This is a genomic window from Rhodospirillaceae bacterium, from assembly GCA_016712715.1.
GTDB lineage: Bacteria > Pseudomonadota > Alphaproteobacteria > Dongiales > Dongiaceae > Dongia.
In genome coordinates this window covers 647,896-663,777 of record JADJQM010000003.1, presented here as the reverse complement: position 1 = coordinate 663,777, position 15,882 = coordinate 647,896, and the positions used below count along the sequence as shown (strand labels likewise).

Below are 15,882 nucleotides of genomic sequence, written 5' to 3'. Positions count from 1 at the left end.
AAGCAGCCTTGCGCATTCCTTGAAAATCCCCCATGCCGTTCTGGGGTAGGTTCGGGCGAACGTGATTCCAGGGTGGTCGACATGCAATCTCTCTTTCGCGGCACCATCCTGCATTTCCTGCGCGATCCGGGGGCCATCCCGGATGCTACGGCGTGGGAGCTGTTCGAAGATGGCGGGCTGCTGGTAGAAGGCGGCCATGTGCTGCGCGTCGGCGATTTCGCGGCTATCAAGGCCACCCTGCCGGCCGGCGGCGAGATCATCGATTACCGCGGCAAGCTGATCGTCCCGGGCTTCGTCGATGCCCATGTGCATTCGGCGCAGCTCGATGTGATCGCCTCCTACGGCACGCAATTGCTTGACTGGTTGACCCGCTACACCTTTCCCGCGGAACGCAGGTTCGAGAGTGGCGAGCATGGCGCGCGGATGGCGGAGATGTTCCTCGACCGCCTGCTGGCCAGCGGCACCACGACGGCGTCGGTCTATCCCACCATTCACAAGCAGTCGGTCGAGACCTTCTTCGCCGCAGCGGCGGCGCGCAATCTCCGCATGGTGGCGGGAAAAGTGCTGATGGATCGCAACTGCCCGGACTATCTCCGCGACGATGTCGCGGGAGCCGAGGCGGATTGTCGCGAACTTATCGACCGCTGGCACGGCAAGGGCCGGCTCACTTACGCGCTGACGCCGCGCTTTGCGCCGACATCGACGCCACAGCAACTGGCGATGACGGGGCGGCTGTTTCACGAGATTCCCGGCCTCCATTTGCAATCGCATCTTGCCGAGAACGCGGACGAGATCAAATGGGTGGCCGACCTGTTCCCGGACCGCCGCTCCTATCTTGATGTCTATGAGCATCATGGCCTGCTGGGGCCGCGTGCCATCTATGGCCATGCCATTCATATCGACGATGCCGATCGGGCGCGCATGAGCGAAACGGGCACGGCGATCGCCTTCTGCCCCAGCTCGAATCTCTTCATCGGCTCCGGCCTTTTCGACCTCGAACAGGCGAAGGCGGCGGGCACCCGCGTTGGCCTCGCCAGCGATGTCGGCGGTGGCACCTCGCTCTCGATGCTCGAGATCATGGCGGAAGGTTACAAGGTGCTGCAGCTAAGGGGTCAAAACCTCAACCCGTGGCGCGGTTTCTATCTGGCGACGCTTGGCGGGGCCGAGGCCCTCTATCTTGAGGACAGGATCGGCAATCTGCAGCCGGGGAAGGAAGCGGATTTCACGGTGCTCGACTTCTCGGCCATTCCGCTTCTCAAGCATCGCAGCGAAATCGCCAGCGACTTTGCCGAGCGGCTGTTCGCCCTGATGATCCTGGGCGATGACCGGGTCGTGGCCGCCACATATGTGATGGGGCAGCCGGCCTATCAACGCGCTCAGTGATCCGCGGCCACGGCGGCGCGCGGTTTCCGCAGCATCGGCACCAGCAGCAGGCCGCAGATGAAGATGGCGCTCAGCAGGTATTGCGCATCCGCCATGGTCAGCACCTCCGCCTGCTGGTAGACGGTGTTGGCCAGCAGTTTGATGGCGGCATTGTCGCTGGCAGCTCCCATCGCCCCCGACATGCCCGCCCGTGCATTGGTCAGGAAGTTCTGCACGACGGGATCGCCTGCCGGCAGCCCCTCGACCAGGCGGGTCCAATGCAGGGCCATGCGGTCGTTGAGCACGGTGTTGATGGCGGCAAGACCGATGGCGCCGCCCAGATTGCGCATCGGATTGTAGAGGCCGCTCGCATTCTTGATGCGCTCCGGCGGCAAGGTACCGAGTGCTGCCGCATTGATCGGGATGAACAGGAACATCAGCGCGAAGCCACGCAGGGCCTGCGGCAGGAAGAATTCGGCGAAACCCCATTCCGCGGTCATCAGCGACTGGGCATAGGCGCCGGCGCCGAACAAAGCGAGGCCGAAAGCCAGCATCACCCGGGGATCGAGCACGCTGGCAAGGCGCCCGGCGATCGGTGCCGACATGAACTGGAAAGCGCCGGTCACGAACATGACCGTGCCGATGTCGAGCGCGCTGTATCCGCGGACGCGACCGAGGAACAGCGGCATCAGATAGGTCGAGCCATAGAGGCCGATGCCGATGATGAAACTGAAGGTGGAGCCAATAAGAAAATTGCGGTTCGCGAAGGCACGGATATCGACGATCGGCTGGTGATAACGCAGCACGCGCCACAGAAAGAAAATGCCGGCCACCATTGTGATGACGGCGAAGGTTGCGATGGTGTGGTCGTCGAACCAGTCATCGCGGGGCCCTCTTCCAGCACGAATTCCAGGGACCCCAGGAACACCGCCATGAAGGCCAGGCCGATATAGTCAAACCCCGGCAGCAGGGACCAGTCCGGCTTGTCGAAATCGACCAGCAGCCAGACCGAGATGGTAACCAATGCGCCCGGCAACAGATTGGCCAGGAACAGCCAATGCCAACTGGAAATCTCGGTGATATAGCCGCCCAGGGTCGGACCCAGGGTCGGCGCCATGGTCGCAACCAGGCCCATCAGCACCGAGAGCATGTTGCGCCTCGATGGCGGGAAGACCGTGTAGGCAGCGGCGAACACGGTGGGAATCATGGCCCCGCCGATGAAGCCCTGGAGGGCCCGGAACACGATCATCGAGTTGATGTCCCAGGCCAGGGCACACAGCACGCTGGTGAGGGTGAAGCCAGCCGCGGAGATCGTGAACAGCACGCGCGTCGACAAGAGGCGCGTGAGAAAGCCGGAGAGCGGAATCATCACCACTTCGGCGATGAGGTAGGACGTCTGGATCCAGCTTGCCTCGTCAGCGCTGGCCGCCAGGCCCGCCTGGATATCGCTGATCGAGCTGGCGACGATCTGGATATCGAGGATCGCCATGAACATGCCCACGACCATGGTCATGAAGCCGATCCAGTCGCGCATGGTAAGAGCCCGCTCGGGCATGGGAAACACTCCTGTCGCCGGCCCCTAGGGGCGGCGAGTCATCTCGACGTCTGGCCGATGAAATTTTGCGGGTCGGGCGGTATCAGTCGCCTTGCTTGACGTCCGGCGCCGCATTGGCCGCACCGAACAGCCAGCCGCCGGCACTGGCCAGGGCCGGGTCGGCGGTCGAGGCGGTGTCGACGGCGACCTCGACCGAAAGGCCCGGCCGCAGCAGGCCATGGAGCGGCGAGTTCTCAGGCAAGGCGATGCGCACGGGCACGCGCTGCACGATCTTGGTGAAATTGCCGGTGGCGTTCTCGGCCGGCAGCAGGCTGAACTCGGCGCCGGAGGCCGGTGAGAGGCTCTCCAGGGTGCCAGTCAGCACCTGGCCGGGGAAGGCGTCGATCTCGACCGAGACCTTCTGCCCCGGCTGCATATGGCCGATCTGGGTTTCCTTGAAATTGGCAACGACATGGACGTCATTGGGCACCAGCGAGAGGAGCTGCGTGCCGGGGCTGACGAACTGGCCGACGCGCACCGCGCGATTGCCGATGACGCCGTCAATGGGTGCCAGGATCACGGTCTTGTCGAGATCGTTCTGGGCCAGCAGCAGTTCGGCCTTGGCTTCGGCGACCTTGGCGATGGCCTCGGCGCGGTTGGCTTCCAGCACGCCGATCTGGGCGCGTTCCGCGACGAGCTCGGCGGCGATGCGCGACGATTCGGCCTCGGCCTTCAATTTCACGGCCGTGGCGTCGTCCATTTCCTGGGTGCCGACAATCTTGTCGGCCACCAGCTTCTTGTAGCGGTTATAGGTCTGGTGCGCGCGGTTGAGCTCGGCCTCGGCCGACCGCTGCGACGCCACCATCTGGGCGATACGCGCATTCTGATAGGTGATCTGGCTGTCGATGGTGATCAGGCTGGCCTCGGTCCCGGCGACATTCGCCGCGGCCTGTGCGACATGCGCCCGGAAATCCGAATCCTCGATCGTGAGCAGCACGTCACCGGCGCGAATCGCCTGATTGTCGCCGACCGCCACATGGGCGACATAGCCCTCGATCCGCGGGCTGATGATGGAAATGTCGCCCTCGACATAGGCGTTGTCGGTCTTTTCCAGGAAGCGCGCGGTCTGCCACCAATACCAGCCGCCAGAAACGGCCGCGAGGGCGGCGAGGCTGACGACGGAACGCAGGATCAGCTTGCGCATGATGTAACTCCTCATTCTAATCTTGGCCGGCCACCGGAACGTTGAAAAACGCCGGGGCGGCGAATCTGGACTGAACTGTTCAGTTCAATTGAGCTTGAAATTGGCTTGCCCCTGGCCATATGTCAAGGGTAAACTAAACGGATCAGTCTAATTCCCTGTCACTCTAGCCAAATCGCTGGACCCTATGAATACTATCCTGAAATCAATAGAGAAAATGGACGAGTCAGCCAACGCTGATCCCACCAGCAATTGCTTTCAGCATGTTGTGGATCCAGAAACGGGCGAGGAAATGCCGGCCAAGGCCGCGCAGGTGATGGAGGCGGGCAGCAAGCTCTTCACCGAGCAGGGTTTTGGCGCAGTCAGCATGGACCAGGTGGCAAAAACCGCCGGTGTCTCCAAGGCCACCGTCTATGCCCATTTCCAGAGCAAGGAGCAGTTGTTCGTTGCCATCGTGCGGGCGGCCTGCCTCTCCTATGCCGAGAACGTCATGCCGGAAGTACGCGATGCGCCGGACATGCGCAGTGCGCTCACGCGCGTCGGCCGCAGCATCGCGGGTTTCCTGATGGCACCCCGCACCATGGCGATCTACCGCGTGATCGTCGCGGAAGGGCCACGCTTTCCCGATCTCGCCCGGCGCTATTACGAAACCGGCCCGCGCACCTTCAAGCGCTTGCTTACGCAGTACCTGACGGACGCTGTCGCGCAAGGTTTGTTGAAGATCGACAATCCACGCCTGGCCTCGGAGCAGTTCTGCTCGATGGTTCGTGGCCCGCTCTACATGCAGGTCCTGCTCGGCCTCAAGGACGACCCGGACCTGCTCGACACTGACACCGTGATCGATGGCGCTGTAGAGGTGTTCCTGCGCAGCTACGGGGCGGGCGCCACAAAGGCCGGATAAGGCTGGGTAATGTTCATTCCGCAGCCAGCACGGCCGCGTCGTTGTAGAGCGTGGCAGGGTCAAGCACTTTGAAGAATCCGTCGATCTTCGTGCCGTCCCGCGACAGCGGGGCGATCAACCGAACATAGGACCACAGACCCCCGTCGAGATTGACGTATTGGCGTTCGGCCAGGCTCGGTATCCCGAAATGCGCCACCTTCAGCGCGGCGTCGACCACGCACTGGGCATCTTGCGGGGAAAAGAAGTCGTCGGTGGTGAGGCCTTTCAATTCTGCGCCGTATTTCTCACAGACCTGCGTGCCGGCGAGGCGTACGCGCAACCGCGAGGGATTTTCCTCCAGATCGAGCAGCATGACATAGGGCAGCAAGGCCCTCGGCAATGACAGCGGGTCGACCTCGCGCGGGATACCCTGGTCACCTGTTTGCTGCCAGCAATGCAACGCGGTGGCGAGGTCGGGATATCGATTGATCTCATTCAGGGGGATATCACGATGCTGGCGCACCGATTGGGCGAAATGGACGAGTGACACGGATCTGACCCTTATTCTGTTTCGAACTGATACGGCCCCTGCGCCCGGCCGGATCAAATCCGATCATCCACAATGGTGTGCGTATCTTATAATATGGTAACTATTGGCGGCCCCTGCGTCGGCGAGGTGCCACGCTTGGGGCGCTTTCAGGCGAGAGTCCTCGATGGTTCAAGGCGATTCTGCGCGAGCGCCTGGGGGCAGCGCGCACTTTTCTTCTGTTAATAATTTCCCATTACGCTGCCGCCCTCAGATCACTTCCAGGAATGAGGGTTGGGCTTGATGTTCGATTGGCTGGCAAATTTCCGCATCAAGACATGGCTGCTGGTCGGCTTCAGCAGCGTGTCCGCCCTGCTGGTCGTGGTGATCGCCGTCAATTTCTGGCAGGTCCGCGGCAATGCCGACATTACCCAGCGTATGGTGGCCGAACGGCTGCCGATGACCACGGCCGGGAACGCCCTGGTGGCCAATGTGCAGGGCTCCCTCACCGCCTTGCGCGACTGGATGCTGAGCGGTACCGAAACCTTCAAGCACGACCGGGCCGATGTCTGGACCCAGATCGGGGCCAACATCCAGCAGATCGACGCGCTTGCCGCCCATTGGCGGGATCCCCGCGATCTTGAAGACTGGTCGACGATCAAGGAATTGCTGGCGAGCTTTGCTGCATCGCAGGACAAGGCCGAATTGCTTGCCAACAGCAAGGACGAGCAGCCGGCCCTGAAGATGCTGAACGAGCAGGGCGAAAAGCTGATCTCGACCATCCTCAAAAGCGTCTCTGGCATGATGAATGAGGAGTTTGCGCAACCCGCCACCGAAGAGCGCAAGGAACTGCTGATTGCGCTTTCGGACCTGCGCAATGCCTTCTCGCTTGCCCAGGCGAGCCTGCGCGCCATGGTGATGACCGGCAACGAGCAGTTCCAGAAGGATTTCGACAAAAACTGGAAGGTGACCAGCAGCCGGCTGAAGACTCTGGAAAAGATGACGGCCTTGTTCACGGTCGGGCAGAAATCCTCCTACAAGACGCTGGTCGTCAATCATGAGAAATTCACGCCGTTGCCGGGGCAGATGATCGAGATTCGCAAATCGCCGAGCTGGAACCTTGCGCAGGAACAGCTCAACGGTGTCGTCACGCCGCAAGCCAATGAAATTCTCGATCTCCTGAGTGGACCGCGCGGCGATGACGGGGTGCGCCGCGGTGGTCTGGTCGATCGCCAGGCCCTGCTGTTGGCCAGCGACGGCGAGAGCGCCATTGCCGCTGCCAGGAATTTGCAGATGGTGATGATCGTGCTGCTGGTGATCGGCCTTGGCGCCGCCTTCGGCATCGCCGTCTGGATCATCCGTGTCACCTCCCGGCCGATCGGGCGCATGACCGGCGTGATGGGCGAACTCTCGCGCGGCAATCTCGATGTTGCCGTGCCTGATACCGAATTGCGCAACGAGATCGGCGCCATGGCGCAGGCGGTCAGCGTGTTCAAGGACGGCATGATCCAGGCCCGCGATCTCGCCGAAAAGGAAGCGGCCTCCCAGGCGCGGCGCGAGGCGCGGGTAAAGAAGATCAACCACCTCACCGATCATTTCGAGACCGCCGTGCGCGAGGTCCTTGCTACCGTCGCCAACGCCACCGAGCGCATGCAGGGCACCGCCAATTCGATGACGGAAACAGCCAGCGACACCGCGGTCCGTGCCGGGGCTGTCGCCACCGCCTCGGCCGAGGCGACGTCGAATGTCCAGACAGTGGCCTCGGCCACCGAGGAACTCAATGCCTCGGTCTCGGAGATCTCGCGTCAGGTCAACGAATGTTCGCGCATTGCCGGTGAAGCGGCAAGTCAGGCCAACTCGACCAATCAACTGGTCGAAGGGCTCTACAGTGCGGCCGACAAGATCGGTGCCGTGGTGCAATTGATCAACAATATTGCCGGCCAGACAAACCTGCTGGCGCTCAATGCCACGATTGAGGCAGCGCGCGCCGGGGACGCCGGCCGTGGCTTCGCGATCGTGGCATCCGAGGTGAAGAACCTCGCGACCCAGACCGGCAATGCGACCGACGAGATCGCCGGCCAGATCTCCGCAGTGCAAACAGCGACGTCAGAGGCTGTGGAAGCGATCCGCACCATCGCCGGCACCGTCACGCGCATCAATGAGATCGTGGGCTCAATCGCCTCGGCCGTGGTCGAGCAGGGGGCTGCGACACAGGAGATCGCGCGCAATGTCCAGGAAGCGGCCGACGGCACCAACCAGGTCAATGAGAACATCACCGGGGTCAACCAGGCAGCGGACATGACCGGGGTCGCGGCCAAACAGGTGCTCGATGCGGCGCGCGAACTCACCGATAAATCGGACGAGCTGCGCCGTCACGTGCAGCACTTCCTGGAAGGCGTCAAGAGTGCCTAGACGGCTGCGCGCCGAGACTGGCGGAAGCTGCGCAGGGCCTGGATCAGAATGAAGGCGATGAAGAACGCCAGCAGGATGCCCGGGAACCCATGGGGTCCGAACAGATCCATGGCCAGACCGCACACAATCGACCCGACCAATGCGCCCAGGCCCCAGACGGTGGAAAAGGCCGATGTGCCGGCGATGAGATCGGCGCCGCGAAAGCGATCGCCGAGTTCCGACAGGCTGACCGTATAGATTCCAAATCCGGCAGCACCCGTCACCAGCATCAACGGCCAGAGCCAGATCGTCGTGATGGCAAAAGGCAGTGCGGCGAGACCCAGGGCGGTCACGATGAAGCAGGCGATCATCGTCTTGCGCTTCGACGTGCGATCGGCGATCCAGCCGATCGGGATCTGGAAGAAGACATTGCCCAGCGACAAGGCGGTGATGGTATAGGCGGCCGCTTCCTTGCTCATCTCCATGTCGCGTGCATAAACCGGCAACAGCCCCAGCATCCCGCCATCGAACATGGCATGGACGCAGACGGCGGTCAGCAACAGCGGGGCCTTGGGCGCGAAGGCGAAGATCGAGACATGGGGATGGTCTTCCGTTCCACCGACATCCTTCGAGACCAACGAGATCGGTATCGTGGCGAGAAACAGGACCGTGGCACCGATGACAAAGGGCAGATAGCCCTCGATCCCCGTCCAGCCGGCAACCGCCGCACCGACACCGAAGGTGGCGGAGATGCAGGTCGCATAGATTCCAACCACGCGTCCCCGCGAGGCACCGGTGGCGTTGCTGAGGACCCAGGCTTCGCTCAACGCGAACAGGGTGGCGACGAAGATCCCTTGCAGCAGGCGGATCGGGAACCAGGCCCACAAGGTGGGAAATGTGGGGTAGAGCAGAAACAGCACACCGGTTGCCGTCGCCATGAAGATGGCGACGCGTTTTGGGCCGAAGGCATGCGACAGGCGCGGAATGATCAGCCCGGCAATCAGGATGCCGATCGGCGCCATTGCAGTGTTCAATCCGATCAGTGTCTCGCTGACCCCCCAGCTTTCCATGTTGAGTGAGAGCAGGGGAAACATCTCGCCCAGCGAGAACGCGAAGACGCAGACCGCGGCGCAGGCGGCAATCAGATTGCGCCAGTTGATGGTGTCATTGTCCGGGGAAGGGGTCACGCAATCGCTCCGCAGCCTTTGACCGTTCGAGGCCGGGACGCATCAGAAGCAATGGCCGATCGATCGAGGCCGGCAGACTGCCTGAAACCCGGGAGGCATGCCAGTGCAATGAATGCAGTGCTACCCAGACCGGATAGATGTTCTCCGACCCACAATTAATCATCGCTTCATCTGGTCCATGCCTCATGTGGGTTACAATCATCGTTTGCCGAGAGCTAGGGAGTTTCCTATCCTGCCGGCATGTTGTCAGTCGGCGAAGGGTGTCGGCGATAGAAGGACCGAAAATGGCCGGGTGTGCGCGATCATATCCAAGACCACGTATCCTGAGTCACATGGCCGCCTTTGTCATGGCGATGACGACGCTCCTTTGTCCCGGCCTCGGCATGGGTGGCGCGCGCGCTGAGGCGTGCAAGTTGCTCGTGGCGTCGGGCAATCCGGAGTACCCACCCTACCTTTGGCGCAATCCAGAGAATGAGCGCCAGTTGATCGGCGCCAATGCCGCGCTGATGGCGATGCTGTCGGCCGAGATCGGCATCCCGATCGAAGTTCGCTATATCGGTTCCTGGGCGCGCGTACAGGAAGAAATGAAGAACGGCCATATCGACCTCATCAGCGGCGCGTTCCTCACGACGGAGCGACTGGCTTATATGGACTACATCCATCCTACGATCGCGACGACACGCTCGGTCGTCATCACGATGCCCGACAGCGCCGTCAAGTATCGCCAAAGGTCGGATCTTGTCGGCCATCGCGGCGTCACTGTGATCAACAACAGCTTTGGCGAGGAATTCGATCAATATGCCAGGAAGAACCTGTCGATCGATGAGGTCTCCAAGCTCGAGAACGCGTTGCGGATGGTCGAAAACAGGCGGGCCGACTATCTCATCTATGAGGATGCGCCGGCACGGGCCATTGCCGCCCAACTCGGCATCGACGGGTTGATGGAAGCGCCTGACTCGATCAGCAATGAGGACCTCTATCTCACCTTGTCGCATCGCTCCGCCTGCAACAGCGGCGCCCTGCGCGGCATGATCGCGGAGGCGATGAACCGGTTCGCCGAAGAGAAGGTCATGGACCGATTGATTGCCGATGCCATCCAGCTCTGGCAGGCGCAATAAGCGCAACAGATTTTACCCAGCCATGCTGCCCGCCTGTTGAATACCGCCTGCCGCCTGCCGCATAACTCAGTCGAGTTCGGCCGCGGTCACATCGGGCGATTTGGTGCCGGCAATTTCCAGAATCATCTTTTGCCGCAGCGCACGGGCGAAATCTGCCCGCGTGTGGGCCGTGGCAACGAAGGCGCCGAAGCCGCCGATCACATCACTTTCATAGCGTTCGACCAGATAGGGCCGGCCGCTGGGACCGAGGAGGTCGCTGTTGAGGATGGCCAGGGCATTCACCGTGATGCCGGCAGCGACGGCCGCATCCCGGGCGAGCGGGGCCGGAAGCTGGCTGCGGTTGTCCGGATTGTCGCCTGATATATCGATCACGCGCCGCGTCGGCTGGCAGGGGCAGGCGCCGAGCAGCGCGGTCGCGAGGCTGATGGCATCGCCAAGCGCATTGTAGCTCTGTTGCGAACGCGGTGCGGCCAGCAGGGTTGCCGCAAATGCTTCAGCGCCGGCGCGGTCGCCTATGAGCATCCAGTCAACGACCAGGGTGGCGCCGCCAGGACTACCCCATTCGACCAGGGCGATCGCGATGCGGTCATGGCGTCCGCTCAGGACGGCCGACAGCACCTCGTCGCTGAGGAGGGCAGCGGCGATGCCTTCCTTCTGCAGTTGGAACTCGGCGGGATCGATGCTACCCGAGGCATCGACGGCCAGAACCAGGGCGAGATCGACCGGGGGCGCGGCGTCCTGGGCACTGGCGGCAGGGGTCAGCCAGGCAAGACACAGCAGGGCCGCCGCGGTCCTGATGTGAAGTTGGGAATCGGCCATCTCGCCCTCCCTTTTCAAGAAGCGCCATTGTGACCGCGAATGAGCTGTTTGTGCAGTGCCGGGAGAAGACCCAAGGGGCCTGTCAGCGCCCCAAAAGAAAATCGCCGGGCCACAAGGGCCCGGCAAGTTAAACAGGGAGGCTTTACGTCTGGGAGACGTAGGGTCCGAAGACCCCATCCGGGCATCGCGCCCGAATTCAGTGTGAAGCTATCGCTTCGAAACTCGCTTACCGGATCACTCTGTCTGCCAAATATGGCGCCATCATGACCGTATCAACCCCGTCGGGAACGTTACGCTCCGTATGTTGCTAAACTGCAACAGTGTGGCTGCCCGGCATAGGCGCAGAATAGAGGAATCGGCGGACCCTACCAGAGTCAAATTCACAGACGCGGCATGCAGCAGTTGCATACCAATAAAACATATCTGTCACAATTAGTTAGGAGATTGCTGCGGTGCCGAAGCCAAGGGCGAGCCAATCCGCCGCAGGGCATGGGATTGCACTTTTCGCGGGTCTCTGACAGCGCTCCCATTGTGGCATTCCTGAATTCTCTAGCGAGTCGGCAGAGTTTTTGGTTCGCGACGCCTATGTCGCGACTGCGCAGAAATGCCTGATTTTGCTGCACCGCACAGCCTTTTTATCGAGCAAGCTTGGTGAAGCGGGAAATGGTTGCGCCGTGGTTCGGAGACCCTATTTAAGAGGGATCGATCCGTCCCGGAGCCTCGCCCCGCCATGATTTATCTTGTTGCGCTGATCCTCCCGCCGCTGGCCCTCCTGCTCTACGGGAAGGTGTTCCAGGCGGTCTTCAACCTGCTGCTTTATGTGCTCGCATGGGTCGCTTTCTTTGCGAGCCTGTTGTTCGGCGGTTCGGCTGGATTCGTGCTGTGGCTGATCGCGGCGCTGCACGCCATCTTCGTGGTCAACGATGTGAAGAAGAATGCGCGGACAGCGGCCTTCCTGGCCGGGGGAGTTCGGTCCAGCCGGGACTAGGCAGTCTTACGACTGCATCTTGCCTTCGGCGACCTTCCGCAGCAGGAAGTCGCGGAAGACCTGGATACGCTTCGAATTCCGCAGTTCTTCCGGATAGACGAAATAGGCGTCGATGCGCGGACCTTGCAATTCGGGCAGCACCCGGACCAGGCTCGCCCCTTCCGTCACCATGAATTCCGGCAGGCTGGCAAGGCCGAGACCACTCTGCACGGCGCGCAGGATGGCATAGACCGAGTTTACCTTCAGGATCGGGCGGCGCGGCTTGTCCTTCTTGGTGCCGGCGCGCAGCAGCCAATCGATATCCTCGACCGGCGGACGCATGTCGTTGCCATAGACGATCACCCGGTGCTGGTCGATATCCTCCGGCACCTTGGGAATGCCATGGCGCTTAAGATAGGAGGGCGCTGCATAGATATTGAGATGCACCGTCATCAGATGACGCTGGATCAGCTCCGGCTGGCGCGGCGGCGCCATGCGGATGGCAACGTCGGCCTCGCGCATGGAGAGGTCGAGCTCGCGATCCTCAAGCACCAGATCCACATCAACATCGGGATATAGATCGATGAATTCGAGCAGCACCGGAGTGAGCCAGGACGAGCCGAAGGCCTGGGTCGCCGTCACCTTCAACTGGCCCTTGGGCCGATCTTTCGATTCGGCCAGCTGCGCTTCCGCCATGGCGAGTTTCGAGAATACTTCATGGGCAGTGCGATAGAGCAATTCGCCTTGCTCGGTGAGGATGAGTCCGCGGGCATGGCGGTGGAAGAGCGCCACATTGAGGCTCTCCTCCAGAGACGATATCTGCCGCGACACCGCCGACTGGCTGAGATTGAGCACCTCACCGGCATGCGTGAAAGAGCCGGCTTCGGCCACGGCATGAAAAATCCTCAGCTTGTCCCAATCCATCGCCATCTGCCTTCGCTGGACACCGCTTTGCGATGCCAGCTCCCCTTTCCAACAGCGTTACGCAGCACCCCCGGTGATGCGGCAGCCGGTTCTACTCCGCGGCTTGCGCGGTCTCATGTTCATGGGCGGCGATGAATCGCTCGGCTTCGAGCGCTGCCATGCAACCCATGCCGGCGGCGGTGACCGCCTGGCGGAACACCTTGTCCTTGACGTCGCCGGCGGCAAAAACGCCCGGTACATTGGTGGCCGTGCTGTCAGGCTTGGTGATGAGGTAGCCTTCCGCATCCAGCTCAAGCTTGCCCTTGAAGAGAGAGGTGGCCGGGCTGTGCCCGATGGCGACGAAGAAGCCGTCGGCGGGGATGGTGGTGACCTCGCCGGTCAGCACGTTCTTCACCTTGACGCCGGTCACGCCCAAGGGATCCGTATCCCCCAGCACTTCCTCGACCACGCTGTTCCACACGACGTTGATCTTGGGGTTTCGGAACAAGCGATCCTGCATGATCTTCTCGGCGCGGAAATGATCGCGGCGATGGATCATCGTCACCTTGGTGGCGTGGTTGGTGAGATAGATCGCTTCTTCGACCGCGGTATTGCCGCCACCGACGATCACGACTTCCTTTTCGCGGAAGAAGAAACCGTCGCAGGTAGCGCAGGCCGAGACGCCGAATCCCTGGAATTTCTTCTCGGACTCCAGCCCCAGCCAGCGCGCCTGGGCGCCGGTCGCAATGATCAGTGTTTCAGCGACATAGACATCGCCGGATCGCCGGTGCAGCGGAACGGCCGCCGGCTGAAATCGATGTCGAGGATGGTGTCGAAAATGGTGCGCGTGCCGACATGCTCGGCCTGCTTGCGCATCTGCTCCATCAGCCACGGACCCTGGATGACGTCGGCAAAGCCGGGGAAATTCTCGACATCGGTGGTGATGGTCATCTGCCCGCCCGGCTGCATGCCCTGGACCAGGATCGGTTTCAGATTGGCGCGCGCGGTGTAGATCGCGGCGGTATAGCCGGCGGGGCCGGAACCGATGATGAGGGCCTTGGTCTTGATTTCCTGGGGCATGACAGGTCGTTCCTTGGGTGAAGACGGCCGAACCGCCCCATTTCCGGGCCAGACTCGGGCAGCAATCGATATGATTGTTAAAGAATAGGGATGGGCGACCTTGAATCCAAGCCATGCAATTGTGGCATACGGGTAAAAACCGGCCCGTCAGCGATAGGAATTCCGCCAGTTCGAGCTATGTCATTGGCATTAAAGGCTGCATCGAACAGGGCGGATTTTATCGATCTCAGAAATCGATCCCTGGCACCTCACCGCACGAAACGCCAGAACACCCGGAACTTGATCTCGCACTGGCGAAATGAAATTACCTGCAATATAGTTGCGTCATCTGGTTCGAATCGAGGGGATCGTTACATGCGGCGCGCAAAGCTCGACAAGATCGACCTGAAAATCCTGGCCGATCTGCAGGCCGATGGCCGCATGACCAATGTCGACCTTGCCAAGCGCGCCGGGATCTCGGCCCCGCCTTGCCTGCGCCGTGTCCGCGCCCTTGAAAAAGCTGGCTTTCTCAAAGGTTACCATGCCGACGTCAATGCCGAGGCTTTGGGCTTTGGCGTCACTGTCTTCGCCCAGGTCGGTCTTTCCAGCCAAGCCGAGAACGACCTCAAGGCCTTCGAGGCGCGGGTCCTGACCTGGCCGCAGGTGCGTGAATGCCACATGCTGGCCGGCGAAACCGATTTCCTGCTGAAAATCGTGGCGCATGACTGGGATTCCTATCAGCGCTTCCTGACGACCTGCCTCACCGCGGCGCCCAATGTCAGCCACGTCAAATCGGCGCTGGCCATCCGCACCGGCAAGAACCAGCCCGGTGTGCCGATCGACGTCGAGGGCGGCGAGGAGCCGAAAGGCGAAGATATCTAGCCTTTCCGGGGGGATCAGGCGCGATACTCGAAGCCGAACTCGGCCGGTTGCTGGTTGCCCCGAAAAATGGCGCCGAGATCGACCAGGCTGCCGTCGGGCAAGGCTGCCTGTGTATGGCAATCGATTCCCTGCAGCAGTTTCACGTCGCAACCGTCGATAAAGAGATCGGCGAAACGCAACACCCAGCTGCGCTTGGGTGCCGGCGGCAGGGCTGCCAGCGAGGCAGCAAGGGCCGGTCCGGCACTGCACCGCGTCACCCGTGGGTCAGCCATGATGTCCATTGCCATTGCCATGAAACGCTCCACTCTCTCTCTTGGCGCGCCTTTCAGCGGCGCCGTCTCCACGACTTGATTCATTAGTGGCGGCGAGGGGGTATTGGGTTTGTGATGCTGTTCACAGTCATGCGCGGTCGCCTGGAGCCTGGTCCGGCTGATCCGAGCGCTGCAGAGGGGAGGGGGAAGAACCTTGACGATCTGGAGCTCGCTGGTCAGTGGCATTGCGGCCCGCTTGTCCGGGCATTCGTCAGCCGTTGGCTTTTTGCCCCTGCTTGAGAATCTTCCCGGAGAGATGCTGATGCCCTGCGTTGAGCGGAATGCCTTGCTGCCGGTACAGCGCTATTGGCCGGCTGCCGGCAGCGGCGATGCGCTCGGGCAGACGCTGGCGACGCTCGATGCCCAGCTCGATATCGGCTGGCGGCAAAATCCCAACTACCGCGCCAATCCGCCCAGCGCCGGCTTTCTCGACAATTACGGCTATCTCGAATGCGCCGGGCCCGAGGCACCGGTCCGCACGGTCAATTTGCGCCTGGGCTTGCTGCTGCTGGGACCGGCGACGCTTTATCCGCCCCACCAGCATCCGGCCGAGGAGATCTATCTGCCTTTGGGGCCGGGTCGCTGGTGGCGCGCCGGTGATTCCTGGCGCGAGCTCAAGGCGGGCGCCGTCATCCACCACCCGCCCCTGTGCGGCCACGCCACGCAAAGTGGTGCCGAGCCATTGGCGGCGATCTATCTGTGGCGCGGCGAGATTGCGCGCGCGGCGGAGATCGTCTGATCG

At 61.9% G+C, this 15,882-nt stretch carries 13 protein-coding genes and 2 pseudogenes; 7 read left to right on the top strand and 8 right to left on the bottom strand.

Annotated features, from left to right (window positions below; translation table 11 throughout):
* Positions 1 to 81 precede the first annotated feature (81 nt).
* On the top strand, positions 82 to 1,383 hold the full coding sequence (gene guaD, locus IPK59_20840) for a guanine deaminase (GenBank protein MBK8161099.1): 1,302 nt from the start codon (positions 82 to 84) through the stop codon (positions 1,381 to 1,383).
* Here guaD and IPK59_20835 read toward each other — a convergent pair.
* Together IPK59_20835 and IPK59_20830 are read right to left on the bottom strand one after the other, a co-directional pair.
* Positions 1,377 to 2,917: pseudogene (locus IPK59_20835) on the bottom strand (DHA2 family efflux MFS transporter permease subunit). The gene guaD and the pseudogene IPK59_20835 sit on opposite strands and share 7 nt — an antisense overlap.
* An 82-nt stretch (positions 2,918 to 2,999) precedes the next feature.
* Positions 3,000 to 4,100 carry an HlyD family secretion protein gene (locus IPK59_20830; GenBank protein ID MBK8161098.1) on the bottom strand — a complete coding sequence of 367 codons (1,101 nt, stop codon included), beginning with the start codon at positions 4,098 to 4,100 and terminating at the stop codon, positions 3,000 to 3,002.
* A 214-nt stretch (positions 4,101 to 4,314) separates the two neighbouring features.
* Here IPK59_20830 and IPK59_20825 point away from each other — a divergent pair, with 214 nt between their 5' ends.
* Positions 4,315 to 4,998: a TetR/AcrR family transcriptional regulator gene (locus IPK59_20825; GenBank protein ID MBK8161097.1), complete on the top strand. Its 684-nt coding sequence runs from the start codon at positions 4,315 to 4,317 to the stop codon at positions 4,996 to 4,998.
* Between the two features lie 13 nt (positions 4,999 to 5,011).
* Here IPK59_20825 and IPK59_20820 read toward each other — a convergent pair whose 3' ends face one another.
* On the bottom strand, positions 5,012 to 5,527 hold the full coding sequence (locus IPK59_20820; GenBank protein MBK8161096.1) for a PAS domain-containing protein: 516 nt from the start codon (positions 5,525 to 5,527) through the stop codon (positions 5,012 to 5,014).
* Positions 5,528 to 5,806: 279 nt separating this feature from the next.
* Between IPK59_20820 and IPK59_20815 the strand changes: the two genes are divergently transcribed.
* Entirely contained in the window at positions 5,807 to 7,915 is a 2,109-nt protein-coding gene (locus IPK59_20815) for a HAMP domain-containing protein (GenBank protein MBK8161095.1), read from the top strand.
* On the opposite strand, the gene IPK59_20810 is transcribed toward IPK59_20815, so the two are convergent.
* Complete coding sequence (locus tag IPK59_20810) at positions 7,912 to 9,081, bottom strand: MFS transporter (GenBank protein ID MBK8161094.1); 1,170 nt, start codon at positions 9,079 to 9,081, stop codon at positions 7,912 to 7,914. The genes IPK59_20815 and IPK59_20810 overlap by 4 nt on opposite strands.
* A gap of 332 nt (positions 9,082 to 9,413) precedes the next feature.
* Here IPK59_20810 and IPK59_20805 point away from each other — a divergent pair, with 332 nt between their 5' ends.
* Positions 9,414 to 10,199 carry a transporter substrate-binding domain-containing protein gene (locus IPK59_20805; protein MBK8161093.1) on the top strand — a complete coding sequence of 262 codons (786 nt, stop codon included), beginning with the start codon at positions 9,414 to 9,416 and terminating at the stop codon, positions 10,197 to 10,199.
* 66 nt (positions 10,200 to 10,265) lie between these two features.
* On the opposite strand, the gene IPK59_20800 is transcribed toward IPK59_20805, so the two are convergent.
* On the bottom strand, positions 10,266 to 11,018 hold the full coding sequence (locus IPK59_20800; GenBank protein MBK8161092.1) for a DUF1194 domain-containing protein: 753 nt from the start codon (positions 11,016 to 11,018) through the stop codon (positions 10,266 to 10,268).
* 730 nt (positions 11,019 to 11,748) lie between these two features.
* Between IPK59_20800 and IPK59_20795 the strand changes: the two genes are divergently transcribed.
* Entirely contained in the window at positions 11,749 to 12,006 is a 258-nt protein-coding gene (locus tag IPK59_20795) for a YqaE/Pmp3 family membrane protein (GenBank protein MBK8161091.1), read from the top strand.
* A gap of 6 nt (positions 12,007 to 12,012) precedes the next feature.
* Here IPK59_20795 and IPK59_20790 read toward each other — a convergent pair whose 3' ends face one another.
* Positions 12,013 to 12,909 (bottom strand): LysR family transcriptional regulator, encoded by an 897-nt coding sequence (locus tag IPK59_20790; protein ID MBK8161090.1) that lies wholly within the window; start codon positions 12,907 to 12,909, stop codon positions 12,013 to 12,015.
* Positions 12,910 to 13,000: 91 nt separating this feature from the next.
* Positions 13,001 to 13,968 (bottom strand): annotated as a pseudogene (gene trxB / locus IPK59_20785) (thioredoxin-disulfide reductase).
* Between the two features lie 354 nt (positions 13,969 to 14,322).
* Between trxB and IPK59_20780 the strand changes: the two are divergent.
* Complete coding sequence (locus IPK59_20780; GenBank protein MBK8161089.1) at positions 14,323 to 14,829, top strand: Lrp/AsnC family transcriptional regulator; 507 nt, start codon at positions 14,323 to 14,325, stop codon at positions 14,827 to 14,829.
* A gap of 14 nt (positions 14,830 to 14,843) precedes the next feature.
* Here the strand turns inward: IPK59_20780 and IPK59_20775 are convergent, their stop codons facing one another.
* Positions 14,844 to 15,122, bottom strand: coding sequence for a hypothetical protein (locus tag IPK59_20775; GenBank protein MBK8161088.1), 279 nt, complete (start codon positions 15,120 to 15,122; stop codon positions 14,844 to 14,846).
* Positions 15,123 to 15,402: 280 nt separating this feature from the next.
* Between IPK59_20775 and IPK59_20770 the strand changes: the two genes are divergently transcribed.
* A complete protein-coding gene (locus IPK59_20770; protein ID MBK8161087.1) occupies positions 15,403 to 15,879 on the top strand; it encodes a hypothetical protein in 477 nt (158 codons plus the stop codon).
* Positions 15,880 to 15,882 lie beyond the last annotated feature (3 nt).